A 12,963-nucleotide genomic window follows, 5' to 3' on the forward strand; every position below is an offset into this window, starting at 1 on the left:
GAATAGTCCCTTATAGGGACAGAGCAAGCCACCCGCTAAGCGGGTGGTCTTGACTATTCACCTAAAAACCCAAGATCAATTTCCCCATCAAACACCGTAGTTGCCGGACCGGTCATGTAGACGAGGTTTTCGTCTCTTTCCCAGGAGATGTTTAAGTTTCCTCCCAGGAGCTGTACAGTAACCGGTTTGCTGCCGTCAACTTTGTCGTTGAGGATGGAAGCTACCGTAACCGCGCAGGCGCCGGTGCCGCAGGCGAGAGTCTCTCCGGAGCCGCGCTCCCAGACACGCATCTTAACGGTGTGGCGGTCGATCACCTGAACAAACTCGGTGTTGACCCTGTCAGGGAAGCATACGTGATTCTCAAAGGACGGGCCGATTTTTTCCAGGTCAAGGCTGTCCACATCATCTACGTAGATGATGGCATGAGGATTGCCCATGGAAACTGCAGTCATATGATACTCTTTTCCGTCAACGGTAATGGGAGCGTTGATCACCTGCTCGGTTTCGGCAACCACCGGGATCTCTTTTGCAGTGAGGATCGGGGAGCCCATGTTGACTTTTACCATGGAAGCTTTGCCGTCGCGGATGGTGAGGTCTACATATTTAATACCGCTTCTTGTGGCAATGCTTAAAGATGTTTTGTCCACAATGCCGTGGTCGTAGACATATTTGGCAACGCAGCGGATACCATTTCCGCACATGGCGCCCTGGGAACCATCCAGGTTGTACATATCCATCTCGCAGTCCGCGATCTCAGACGGGCGGATCAGGATCAGGCCGTCGGAACCGATGCCAAAGTGGCGGTCGCTGACAAATTTCGCCACTGCGGCAGGATCTTTGACAGTCTCCTCAAAACAGTTTACATATACATAATCGTTTCCAATGCCGTGCATTTTCGTGAATTTCATAATAATAACCTCCTTATTCCTGAATATTATACTTGCTTTTTCCGGAGGAACACAAGCCCCTGCCGGAAAAATATACCAGTTTCTTCCTCAGGTATTATAGTATACTGGATAATTGTTATCGAAAAGTGAATTTTCCCGCAGATTGACAGAAAAAATACCGGGATTTATAATATTTTTATAAAGCTTATGAGAAGGAGGAAAGTACATGAGAAGAAAAAATATCTGGCTGAAAAAGGTTCTGGCAGTTTCCGTATGCGCGGCAATGGCGTTTCAGCCTGCTGTAACATTTGCGGAAGATTTTCCGGAAGAAAGTGTTCAGGAAGCCACCGGGGAAGTGGATGAAGAAACCGAGATCGGAGATGCAGCGGTAAAAGAACCGGAAGTTACGGAGGAACCGGCAGAGGAAATGCCGGAGGAACCAGCAGAAAATACCGAAATTCCGGACGCTGTGGAGGAACTTCCGGAAAACGAAGATTCACAGGTGGAGGATCTGGAGCCTGATGCAGCTGCAGAAAGTGATATGGACGATGAGGATGATCTTTTTTCCGACGGAGAAACTCCGGATGGAGAAGAAAAACAGGGTACCTGTGGAAAAGGTGTAAACTGGACATTGAAAGATGGAATCCTCACGATTTCCGGAAATGGGGAGATGGATGATTTTTATGTTGTTGCGGATTTTTTTACCGGTGAAATAACAGAAGAAAATTTGCCTGGCTGGAATGATTATAAAGATGAGATAACAGAAGTTTATGTAGAAGATGGTGTTACCTATATTGGAACGGAAGCGTTTATGAATTGTCCCAATCTGAAAAAAGCAGTGGTGGGAAATACGGTAAAAACAATTGAGAGAGATGCTTTTTCCGATGATCCATTGTTAACGGATCTTGCTCTTGGAAATTCACTGGAAAAAATTGGAGAAGAAGTATTCTGGGGAGCCGGACTGACAAAACTGGTATTGCCTGCAAGTATAAAAGAGCTGGATGGTTCAAGCCTGTCAGGGCTGAGGAGTTTGCAGTCTTTCGAAATGGAAGAAAATAGTATTTATAGCGTCAGAGATGGAATTCTTTATAAGGACAATGGAAAAACGTTACTTTCTTTTCCGGGAGGCCGTGTGGGAGAATACAGAATTCCGGAAGATGTGACCAGTATTGCAGAGAAAGCGTTTGCTTATACAAGCCTTACAAAAGTAACCATTCCAGGTACAGTGAAGAAAATGGGAGCATATCTGTTTCTCTGTGCAGAAAAGATAACGACTCTGATTTTTGAAAAGGGAATAAAAGAAATTCCGGATGGATGCTGTTACAGAGACTCTGTGCTGGAAAAAGTTGTAATTCCGGAAGGAGTTACGAGTATTGGAAATGGTGCTTTTGTGAGATGTCCGGCTTTGAAAGAGATTATGCTTCCATCTACTGTTGCGAAAATAGATGACAGTTTTGACAGCACTACAAAAATTAAATCCGCAGGTGGTGGTTTTTATACAATTGAGGATGGAACTTACATCAGCAGTGTAAAAGTAAACGTGCGTGCAAAGGAATGTTATGCAAAAGCTTTCGAAGTATTGAACCTGGTAAATAAGGAAAGAAAAAAATGTGGTCTGAAGGCACTGACCATGGATAAAAGTCTTCTTGAAACCGCAATGATGCGGGGATTTGAGAATGTACTATACTATTCGCATACAAGACCCTGTGGAAAAGACTGTTATACTGCCAATTCAAAAATGTACGGAGAAAACATCGCAGCCGGTACGACTACTGCATCTGCTGTAATGAATATGTGGATGAATTCCGAAGGCCATAAGGCAAACATTCTGGGAGAAGATTACCAGAGTATCGGAATCGGATGTGTATGCTACAATGGTTACTATTACTGGGTACAGTGCTTCAGCTATGACGGAGCAGATAAGGCAACATCATCTTCCTATAAAGATAAAACAAACGACCGCAAAATCGTCGTAAGCAAAGACAAAGAATACTACAGAGCTTCTCTGAACGTTTCCGCAACTTCCCTTAAAAAAGGCCAGACAGCAACCGCAACTGTTCTGTGGGATGGTATGCCGATGAAAAATACGGGAGTTGTGATGAAATCTTCCAATACATCCGTATGCACCGTGAAGGGGGGAAAGATCACAGCTGTAGGTGCAGGAACTGCAACCATCAAGATGTATTTTGCAGGATATGAAAACGGAGCTTCCACCAGAAAAATCACAGTAACTGATCCATCGGTTGCCAGATTGACGTTTAATCCAAACGGTGGCACAGTAACCACAAAAACCAAGAATGTCAAAGTAAAGGCAAAAGCAGGAACACTGCCGTCTCCGTCAAGAAAAGGCTATACCTTCACAGGCTGGTACACAGCAAAAAGCGGAGGCACAAAAGTAACAGCCGAAACAAAAATATCCAAAAGCCAGACCCTGTATGCACACTGGACAAAGACAACGGTTTCAAAGGCCGTGATCAGCAAGCTGACAAACACAGCCGGACAGAAACTGAATGTATCCGTAAATACAATCAAAGGCGTTCGTGGTTATCAGTTCATATATGCAGAAAAGAGTGATTTCAGCGGATATAAAAAAGTAAATTCCGCGAAAACGTCCGTAACACTTTCCAATCTGAAGAAAAATAAAACCTATTATGTAAAAGTCCGTGGATTCAAAAAAGATTCCGCAGGAAATTACGTATATGGAACATACAGTACTGTGAAAAAAATCACGGTAAGAAAATAGGAAAATCATGGTTATGAAGTTTCTGTGCTTGCATTTTATGAAAAACATGGTATCATAAAACAAGGCAATATGCATAATTATGTATAATTATTCCTGTACATTACGAATAGGGCTGACGGAAACCGGAGAGACATAACGTAAAGTACACAGAAACAGGAGGAAAAAAGAAATGAAAAGAAAACTTATGGCACTTGCACTGGCGGCAGCTATGACAGTATCCATGACATCCGCTGTTTTTGCAGCAGATGAGATCAAGAGCGCAGATGATCTGGAAGGAAAGAAGATCGGTGTTCAGCTTGGAACCACCGGTGATACCATTGCTACAGATATCAAGGACGCAACTGTAGAGAGATATAATAAAGGTAACGATGCAGTAATGGCTCTGAAGCAGGGCAAGATTGACTGTGTGGTGATTGACAGTGAGCCGGCCAAGAAATTTGTTGAGAAAAATGACGATCTTCAGCTTATCGACAATGTATTTGATAAAGAGGAGTATGCGATCTGTATTTCCAAGGACAACACAGATCTTACCAAAGAATTCAATGATGCGCTGAAAGAGCTTGAGGATGAGGGAACTCTGGATTCCATCAGAGATAACTACATCGGTGATGATGCAGGTAAAACTCCGTATGAGACTCCGAAGGATGCAGATCATTCCAAGGGAACTCTGACAATGGCTACCAATGCAACATTCCAGCCATATGAATATTATGACGGAGATAATATTGTAGGTATCGATGTTGATATCGCAAAGGCAATCTGCGACAAGCTTGGATACGACCTGAAAGTTGAGGATATGGAGTTTGATGCCATCGTAAATGCGGTAAAATCCGGAAAAGCTGACTTTGGTGCTGCAGGAATGACTGTAACAGAGGATCGTAAGAAGAGTATTGATTTCACAGATCCATATACAACTGCAGAGCAGGTTATCATTGTACAGAAATAAGTCTTTCTGATGAAAAATTATAAGAACTGAATTCAGGTTCCGGATATCCGGGAGTATACTTCCGGAATTCGGAACCTGTAGTTTGGGAAAGGGTGGAAATTTTGAGTCTTATTGAACAGTTTCAGTTTAATTTTCTGGACGACAGCCGCTGGCAGTTCATTGTATCCGGTCTGAAAAATACCATCATTATTACATTCTTTGCGGTATTGCTTGGTATTTTTCTTGGCTTTGTTATTGCCATTGTTCGTTCCACACATGATAAGACAGGCAAACTTAAGATCCTCAATGTGATCTGCAGAGTTTACCTGACTGTGATCCGTGGGACACCAACCATGGTACAGCTGCTGATCGTATACTATGTTATTTTTGCAACCGTAGATCCGGGAAAGATCGTAGTTGCGATCATTGCTTTTGGTATGAACTCTGCCGCATACGTGGCTGAGATTGTCCGTTCCGGTATCATGTCTATTGACCAGGGACAGTTTGAGGCTGGCCGAAGCCTGGGCCTTAATTACACACAGACCATGACGAAGATCATTCTTCCTCAGGCTGTCAAAAACATTCTTCCGGCTCTTGGAAACGAGTTGATTGTACTTTTGAAAGAGACATCTATCAGTGGTTATATTGGACTTATGGATCTGACCCGTGGCGGTGATATTATCCGAAGCCAGACCTACAGTGCGCTGTTCCCACTGCTTGCAGTAGCTGCAATCTATCTTATAATTGTTTGTTTCCTCACCTATCTGGTAGGAAGACTTGAGAGGAGGCTGAGAACCAATGAGCGTAAGTAATGAAGTACTTCTGGATGTGCAGGGCCTTCAGAAAGCCTATGGCAGCAATCAGGTCCTCAACGGAATTACCACACAGATCCGCCGTGGCGAAGTGGTGGCCATTATCGGACCATCCGGCTGTGGCAAATCTACATTCCTCCGTTCCCTGAACCTTCTTGAGGAACCAACCGGAGGAAAAATTCTCTTTGAGGGAACCGACATTACAGATCCGAAGGTGGATATCAACCGTCACCGTCAGAAGATCGGAATGGTATTCCAGCAGTTTAACCTGTTTCCGCATAAGACTGTAAAAGAGAACATCATGCTTGCACCGGTAACCCTGAAGCTGATGAGTAAAGAAGAAGCAGAGAAAACCGCTCTGGAGCTTCTCAAACGTGTCGGTCTTCCGGACAAAGCGGATTCCTATCCGGATATGCTTTCCGGTGGCCAGAAGCAGCGTATTGCCATTGCGAGATCTCTTGCCATGAATCCGGATGTGATGCTGTTTGATGAGCCCACATCCGCACTTGACCCGGAGATGGTCGGAGAGGTTCTGGAACTGATGCAGGAGCTTGCAAAATCCGGCATGACTATGGTTGTGGTAACCCATGAGATGGGATTTGCCCGCGAGGTGGCAACCAGAGTTCTTTTCATTGATGAGGGAAAGATACAGGAGGAGAATTCCCCGAAAGAATTTTTTGCAAATCCGAAGAATAAACGACTTCAGGAATTCCTTTCAAAAACATTATAAATCTGAATTATACTGAACTGATATTTTCCATATTCTGTACAAAAATGCAGGAGGAAAATATCAGTTTTTTTGTGGTATGACAGCTTCTGAAATGGAAAGTGTGTTATAATAATCAGAGAAAAAAGGGTTTTACAGCAAAAAACTAAGGGGGAAAAAACTATGACTATTTACACAGGAAAAGATTATCAGGATGTAAGCAGAAAAGCAGCCAATATCATGTCTGCACAGATTATTATGAAACCGGATGCGGTTCTCGGACTTGCTACCGGTTCCACACCGGTGGGCATGTATGCACAGCTGGTGGAGTGGTACAAAAAAGGAGATCTGGATTTTTCAAAAGTGACAAGTGTGAATCTGGATGAATATAAGGGACTTTCCGGTGACAATGACCAGAGTTACCGTTATTTTATGAATCAGAATCTCTTTGACCATGTAAATATTGACAAGGAGAGAACCTTTGTGCCTGACGGGCTGGAAGAGGACAGTGATAAGGCGTGTGCACAGTATAATGAAATCATCCGGAAAACCGGCGGTGTGGACATGCAGCTTCTTGGTATTGGCGGAAACGGTCACATCGGATTTAATGAACCGGGAGCGGCTTTTGAGAAAGAAACCCATTGTGTGGATCTGACGGAAAGTACAATCAAAGCCAACGCAAGATTTTTTGAAAGCATGGATGAGGTTCCGAAACAGGCCTACACTATGGGAATCAAGAACATTATGGCAGCAAAAAAAATCCTCCTTATGGCAACGGGAACTTCCAAGGCAGAAGCCCTGTACAATTCCCTGTACGGACCGATCACACCGAATGTTCCGGCATCTATTCTGCAGCTTCATCCGGATCTCACGGTTGTGGCAGATGAGGATGCACTGAGCCTGATCCGTGAAAAAGGACTTTTATAGAGGAAGCGCAGAGAGGGGCAAAAAAGTTATGATTATCCGAAATGGAAATGTTTTTCAGGAAGATGGCAGCTTCCGGAAAATGGATCTTTATGTGAAAGACGGGAAACTTGTATCCGGTGAGGCGGAAGTTTCTGATAAAGAAGAAATTGACGCTTCCGGACTGAAAATCTTGCCGGGACTTGTGGACATTCACAGCCATGGTGCGGTCGGACATGATTTTTCAGACGCAGATGCGGCCGGCCTGAAAAAAATTCTCCAGTATGAAAAAGTTCACGGAGTTACTTCCTACTGTCCTACATCTATGACACTTCCCATGGATGCGCTGATCCGGATTTTTGCGTCCGCAACAGAAGTGGAGCAGGATGAGAGTTGTGCCAGAATTGTGGGTCTGAATATGGAGGGACCGTTCCTAGATCCTGCAAAAAAGGGCGCACATGTGGAGGAATACATCCGCAAACCGGACATTGAATTTTTCCGGGAATGCCAGAACGCTTCCGGTGGAAGGATAAAGGTTGTGACTGTGGCTCCGAATATGGAAGGAGCAGAGGAGTTTATTGAAACGTTTAAAGATGATGTGGTGATTTCCATAGGCCATACAGGTGCGGATTATGATTGCGCCGCAAAAGCCATGGAAAAGGGTGCTCATCATGTAACCCATCTGTACAATGCCATGAATCCGCTGGGACACCGTGCGCCTGGAGTGATCGCAGCAGCGGCAGATGATCCGCTGTGTATGGTGGAGATGATCGGAGATGGAATTCATATTCATCCGGCAGTAGTAAGAAATACATTCCGGATGTTCGGGGAAGAACGGATTGTACTGATCAGCGATTCCATGATGGCGGCAGGAATGGAAAACGGTGTTTATGAGCTGGGCGGCCAGAAGGTGATTATGAATAACCGGAAGGCGGTTCTTGAGGATGGCACCATTGCCGGTTCCGCAACCAATCTCTATGAATGTATGCAGTGCGTGATCGCAATGGGTGTGCCGGAGCGTACGGCGATTTTTGCGGCCACCAGAAATCCTGCAAAGAGCATTGGCATCTATGGAGAGGTGGGCTCTCTTGTGCCTGGAAAACGGGCGGATATGGTACTTGCAGATGAGAAGCTGAATATTGTGAGGGTGATCTGATCGAATCAGATAAAGAAGGACAGAGAATAAGGCTCCGGTTCCCGGGAAAGCAGAATGAGAATATTCGCTTTATCCCGGGAACCGGAGCCTTGTTTTTGTTTTTTGGGGCTGGTAGCTGAGTTTATTCTTCAGCAGCGCCCTGTGCGGCTTTCATTTCGTTGTAACAGTATTTGATGATGGATTTTCTGGTTATGATTCCGATAAAGGCTCCCTGGTCATCCACAACTGGCACGAAGTTCTGATTGATGGCGCGGTCCAGGAGATCTTCCATATTGGAATCTGCGTGGACCGGTTTATAGGTGGCACGGCGTGGAATTGCCATGATGGGAACGCCCTCTGTTTCCTTGATATCGTGAATGTCTGCCCGGCGCATGCCCCAGAGAAGGTCGCCCTCTGAGATGGTGCCGAGATATTTGCCGTCCATGGTGAGAATGGGAATACAGGAGTACTTGCGGTGCTCCATTTTTTCAAGGGTCTGGCGAAGGGTCTCATCTTCGAAGATGTAGGCGACTTCGCTTTTGGGAATCAGAAAAAACAGAATGTTCACGTTATTACCTCATTTCCGCAAAAATTATAAATAAATCTGCAAGATGTTTTAGAGAAGCTGAAGTCCGTGTGCCTCTGCAGCATCTGTGATTTCTTTTGGCCAGAGAGATACATGTACTTCTCCGATGTGTGCTTTACGCAGGAAGAACATACAGATTCTGGACTGTCCGATACCGCCACCGATGGTGTACGGAAGTTCTTTGTTCAGGATGGCTTTCTGGAAAGGAAGCTCTCTTCTGTCATCGCAGCCTGCCTCGGTAAGCTGGCGGTCAAGTGCGTCCTCGTCAACACGGATTCCCATGGAGGAAAGTTCAAGTGCAATGTCAAGTACCGGATAGTACACAAGGATATCGCCGTTCAGTTCCCAGTCATCGTAGTCCGGGGCACGTCCGTCGTGGCGCTCTCCGTTTGTGAGGGTTTTTCCGACTTTCATAAGGAATACGGCACCTTTTTCACGGACGATCTTGTATTCACGTTCCTTCGGTGTGCAGTCCGGATACATGTCAAGAAGCTCCTGTGTTGTGATGAAGAAGATGTCTTTCGGAAGGATTTCTTCGATGTAGTCGTACTGTACAGCCATGTATTTCTCAGTTTTACGAAGGACACTGTAGATGGTGCGTACGGTCTCCTTGAGAGTCTCCATGGAGCGCTCTTCCTTGGAGATGATTTTTTCCCAGTCCCACTGGTCTACGTAAACAGAGTGGATATTGTCCAGATCTTCATCGCGGCGGATCGCTACCATATCTGTGTAGAGGCCTTCACCGTGAGAAAAACCGTATTTTTTCAGAGCGTAGCGTTTCCATTTCGCAAGGGAGTGTACGATCTCGGCGTTGCTGCCTTCGATAGCCTTGATATCAAAGCTTACCGGGCGCTCTACACCATTAAGGTTATCGTTAAGGCCGGATTCCGGTGCTACAAATGTTGGAGCGGATACTCGGAGAAGGTTGAGCTTCTGGGAGAGTGTCTGCTGGAAGAAATCTTTTACTGTTTTGATCGCAATCTGTGTGTCATGGAGGTTCAGGTCTGCATGATAGGTTGCGGGGATTGTGATTGTGTTCATTATCGCTTCCTCCTGATGATTTTTTGGCTTGTTGCTCTGTGGGGTATTATAGCAGAAAATGGCCAGGGTGGCAATATAAGGAGGTGTGAAGTCCGGGCCCTGGAGCGGGAAAAATACTGGGTATTGAGAGCATGATATGATATACTGAATGTAAATTGTGGAATGATCGCATTCAGGGACATGCAGCAGGACGAAATGGGAATGTCCGATTGATAAAAATAAATGTAAATGTCCGTTTTAACGGACAGAATGGAGGGAGTTTATGGCAGGTGAGAAGTGTCAGGTTTGTGGCGGCAGGGTTGTAAATGGCAGGTGTTCACTGTGCGGGATGCCTTACAGAAATGATGAAGTACTTTACCATCTTAATGAGCCCCGTGAGGTACATTACAGACATGCTTCCGCCAAAGTGCGGGATATGATGCGACAATATGGACAGACCGTTGATAAAACAGCACAGCGCAGCGGCCGGGTGAAGCAGAGTACGAATATGGGGCGGAATACGAATGCAGGCCGCAATATGAATACGGGACGGAATGCAGGAGTGAACCGGAATCCAGGCGGAAACCGAAATATAGGAAATACAGGAAATGCAGCTGCAACTGTGAAAAAGACCGCACCGGCAGGTAGTACCGTGTATAAAACAACGGCGAACAGAAATCGTACAGAAGTTTTAAATCAGGGGAAAAAGCAGCAGAACGAAGGCCGGAAAAGAAACAGTATAAGCTGGATCATATGGCTTATAGTGGCATTGGTCGCCCTGCTTCCCGAGATATGGGATTTCATCGCAGAATGGTTCCAAATGAATTTGTAAGAATATTTCCGCAGTGAGATCATGCAGTGCTAAAAGTCTGTATTTTTTTGTATACAGAAATATCCCTTTTCTTTTCCTCCCAGCTGTGGTATACTCATGCCTAGCACAATATATAGAGAAAAATCAAGATATAGGTAGAGATAGTACTATATATAGTATTTGGGAGAGATGAGCCATGTTATATGTAATTAAGAAAGACGGAACAAGAGAGGAGTTTAATCCTCAGAAAATCGTGGCTGCCGTGAACAAATCAGCAGAGCGTATTCTTTATACTTTTTCCGATGAGGAGAAGGATTTTATCTGCCGTTTTGCCCAGGAGCATGCGGATTCCCTTGGGAAAAATGAGATCGAGATCCAGGAGATGCACAACATCGTAGAGGGAGCGCTGGAGCGTGTAAATCCTGCAGTTGCCAAGAGCTACCGCGATTACCGGAATTACAAGCTGGATTTCATTCACATGATGGATGATGTTTACACCAAGAGCCAGGCTATCCGTTACATCGGTGATAAGAGCAATGCCAATACGGACAGTGCGCTTGTTGCAACCAAGAGAAGCTTGATCTTCAATGAGCTGAACAAAGAGCTTTACCGGAAGTTCTTTATGAACCGTAATGAACTTCAAGCATGTAAGGACGGTTACATTTACATTCATGATCAGTCTGCACGTCTGGATACTATGAACTGTTGTCTGTTTGATGTGGCAGCTGTTTTAAGCGGCGGTTTTGAGATGGGGAATGTCTGGTATAATGAGCCGAAGACCCTGGATACAGCCTTTGATGTGATGGGCGATATCATCCTCAGCACAGCAGCGCAGCAGTACGGTGGTTTTACCGTTCCTGAAGTTGATAAGATCCTGGCACCGTATGCGAAGAAGAGTTACGATAAATATATTTCCGAATTTCTGAAATACTCTGATGAGAGCTGGAGCGGCCGCGAGGAACGTGCGATCGAGTATGCCCTTGACAAAGTCCGCAGGGATTATGACCAGGGATGGCAGGGAATTGAATACAAGTTGAATACGGTTGGTTCTTCCAGAGGTGATTATCCGTTTGTTACAGTAACACTTGGTCTTGGAACCGAGCAGTTTGAGAAGATGTGTACGGTTTCTCTTCTTGAAGTGCATCAGGGAGGCCAGGGAAAAGCCGGACATAAAAAACCGGTACTGTTCCCGAAGATCGTATTCCTTTATGACAAAGAGATCCACGGCCCTGGAAAGTGCTGTGAGGATATTTTTGAGGCTGGTGTGGAGTGCTCCTCCAAGACCATGTATCCGGACTGGCTGTCCATGTCCGGCGCAGGCTATATCTCCAGCATGTACAAGAAATACAAAAAAGTCATCAGCCCGATGGGATGCCGTGCTTTCTTAAGCCCGTGGTATGAGCGTGGTGGCATGGAACCGGCAGATGAGAATGATACGCCTGTTTTTGTGGGCCGTTTTAACATCGGTGCGGTAAGCCTTCATCTTCCGATGATCCTTGCCAAGGCCAGAGCGGAGAGCAGAGATTTCTATGAAGTTCTGGATTTCTATCTGGAAATGATCCGTAATCTGCATATCCGTACGTATGAGTATCTGGGACAGATGCGTGCGTCTACCAACCCTCTTGCGTACTGTGAGGGTGGTTTCTACGGCGGACATCTGAAACCAAATGAAAAGATCGGCAAGATCCTGAAGCCGATGACTGCTTCCTTTGGTATCACAGCACTCAACGAGCTGCAGGAGCTTTACAATGGAAAATCCATTGCAGAGGATGGTGCTTTTGCCCTGGAAGTTCTGAAATATATCAATGACAAGGTAAATCAGTATAAGAAGGAAGACGGTTACCTTTACGCAATCTACGGAACGCCGGCAGAGAGTCTCTGTGGCCTGCAGGTAGAGCAGTTCCGTAAGATGTACGGAATTATTGAAGGGGTTTCTGACAGACCATATGTAAGCAACAGTTTCCACTGTCATGTAACAGAGGACGTAACCCCAATCGAGAAACAGGATCTGGAGGGACGTTTCTGGGAGCTTTGCAATGGTGGTAAGATCCAGTATGTACGTTATCCCATCGGCTACAATAAAGAAGCCATCCGTACACTGATCCGCAGAGCCATGGATCTGGGATATTATGAGGGCGTGAACCTTTCTCTTGCATACTGTGACGACTGTGGTCATGAGGAGCTGGAAATGGATGTGTGCCCGGTCTGCGGTTCCAGAAACCTGACGAAGATCGACCGTATGAACGGATATCTTTCCTACAGCCGTGTTCATGGGGACACCCGTCTGAATGAGGCGAAGATGGCGGAGATCGCTGAGCGAAAATCCATGTAAAATATAGGCCGGACAGATTGGCTGAGGTAGAGCTATTTACACAGATATGGCATTATGCTGTATCTGTGTTTTTTTGCGCCGATTTCCGGCATAAAAAATATCC

General features: G+C 45.5%; 11 protein-coding genes. 8 read left to right on the forward strand and 3 right to left on the reverse strand.

The window, feature by feature from the left end; genetic code table 11:
* Positions 1-53: 53 nt before the first annotated feature.
* A complete protein-coding gene (gene dapF / locus G5B06_RS08760; protein WP_148448496.1) occupies positions 54-908 on the reverse strand; it encodes a diaminopimelate epimerase in 855 nt (284 codons plus the stop codon).
* 205 nt (positions 909-1,113) lie between these two features.
* Between dapF and G5B06_RS08765 the strand changes: the two genes are divergently transcribed.
* From G5B06_RS08765 to nagA, 6 genes are all read left to right on the forward strand, one after another.
* The gene (locus tag G5B06_RS08765) at positions 1,114-3,630 is read left to right on the forward strand and encodes a leucine-rich repeat protein (protein WP_173771784.1); all 2,517 of its coding nucleotides are present in this window, start codon (positions 1,114-1,116) and stop codon (positions 3,628-3,630) included.
* 169 nt (positions 3,631-3,799) lie between these two features.
* Complete coding sequence (locus G5B06_RS08770; protein WP_148448499.1) at positions 3,800-4,576, forward strand: transporter substrate-binding domain-containing protein; 777 nt, start codon at positions 3,800-3,802, stop codon at positions 4,574-4,576.
* 101 nt (positions 4,577-4,677) lie between these two features.
* Positions 4,678-5,367 (forward strand): amino acid ABC transporter permease, encoded by a 690-nt coding sequence (locus G5B06_RS08775; protein ID WP_180215131.1) that lies wholly within the window; start codon positions 4,678-4,680, stop codon positions 5,365-5,367.
* A complete protein-coding gene (locus G5B06_RS08780; RefSeq protein WP_148448501.1) occupies positions 5,354-6,097 on the forward strand; it encodes an amino acid ABC transporter ATP-binding protein in 744 nt (247 codons plus the stop codon). Before G5B06_RS08775 ends, G5B06_RS08780 begins: the two co-directional genes overlap by 14 nt.
* Before the next feature lie 159 nt (positions 6,098-6,256).
* The gene (nagB, locus tag G5B06_RS08785) at positions 6,257-7,000 is read left to right on the forward strand and encodes a glucosamine-6-phosphate deaminase (protein WP_148448503.1); all 744 of its coding nucleotides are present in this window, start codon (positions 6,257-6,259) and stop codon (positions 6,998-7,000) included.
* A gap of 28 nt (positions 7,001-7,028) precedes the next feature.
* A complete protein-coding gene (gene nagA, locus G5B06_RS08790; RefSeq protein ID WP_173771786.1) occupies positions 7,029-8,132 on the forward strand; it encodes an N-acetylglucosamine-6-phosphate deacetylase in 1,104 nt (367 codons plus the stop codon).
* A gap of 121 nt (positions 8,133-8,253) precedes the next feature.
* On the opposite strand, the gene G5B06_RS08795 is transcribed toward nagA, so the two are convergent.
* Together G5B06_RS08795 and asnA are read right to left on the reverse strand one after the other, a co-directional pair.
* A complete protein-coding gene (locus G5B06_RS08795; RefSeq protein WP_021977908.1) occupies positions 8,254-8,679 on the reverse strand; it encodes a CBS domain-containing protein in 426 nt (141 codons plus the stop codon).
* A gap of 48 nt (positions 8,680-8,727) precedes the next feature.
* Positions 8,728-9,738 (reverse strand): aspartate--ammonia ligase, encoded by a 1,011-nt coding sequence (gene asnA, locus G5B06_RS08800; RefSeq protein WP_148448506.1) that lies wholly within the window; start codon positions 9,736-9,738, stop codon positions 8,728-8,730.
* 262 nt (positions 9,739-10,000) lie between these two features.
* On the opposite strand from asnA, the gene G5B06_RS08805 reads away from it, so the two are divergent.
* On the forward strand, positions 10,001-10,549 hold the full coding sequence (locus G5B06_RS08805) for a hypothetical protein (protein WP_173762422.1): 549 nt from the start codon (positions 10,001-10,003) through the stop codon (positions 10,547-10,549).
* A 175-nt stretch (positions 10,550-10,724) separates the two neighbouring features.
* On the forward strand, positions 10,725-12,860 hold the full coding sequence (gene nrdD, locus G5B06_RS08810) for an anaerobic ribonucleoside-triphosphate reductase (RefSeq protein WP_021977905.1): 2,136 nt from the start codon (positions 10,725-10,727) through the stop codon (positions 12,858-12,860).
* Positions 12,861-12,963: the final 103 nt, after the last annotated feature.

Origin of the sequence: Blautia luti (assembly GCF_013304735.1) — a bacterium.
GTDB lineage: Bacteria > Bacillota > Clostridia > Lachnospirales > Lachnospiraceae > Blautia_A.

Excerpts from the sequence above, each read along its gene's own strand:
- dapF (WP_148448496.1), bottom strand. The coding sequence starts at position 908 with ATGAAATTCACGAAAATGCACGGCATTGGAAACGATTATGTATATGTA.
- G5B06_RS08765 (WP_173771784.1), top strand. The coding sequence starts at position 1,114 with ATGAGAAGAAAAAATATCTGGCTGAAAAAGGTTCTGGCAGTTTCCGTA.
- G5B06_RS08770 (WP_148448499.1), top strand. The coding sequence starts at position 3,800 with ATGAAAAGAAAACTTATGGCACTTGCACTGGCGGCAGCTATGACAGTA.
- G5B06_RS08780 (WP_148448501.1), top strand. The coding sequence starts at position 5,354 with ATGAGCGTAAGTAATGAAGTACTTCTGGATGTGCAGGGCCTTCAGAAA.
- nagB (WP_148448503.1), top strand. The coding sequence starts at position 6,257 with ATGACTATTTACACAGGAAAAGATTATCAGGATGTAAGCAGAAAAGCA.
- nagA (WP_173771786.1), top strand. The coding sequence starts at position 7,029 with ATGATTATCCGAAATGGAAATGTTTTTCAGGAAGATGGCAGCTTCCGG.
- asnA (WP_148448506.1), bottom strand. The coding sequence starts at position 9,738 with ATGAACACAATCACAATCCCCGCAACCTATCATGCAGACCTGAACCTC.
- G5B06_RS08805 (WP_173762422.1), top strand. The coding sequence starts at position 10,001 with ATGGCAGGTGAGAAGTGTCAGGTTTGTGGCGGCAGGGTTGTAAATGGC.
- nrdD (WP_021977905.1), top strand. The coding sequence starts at position 10,725 with ATGTTATATGTAATTAAGAAAGACGGAACAAGAGAGGAGTTTAATCCT.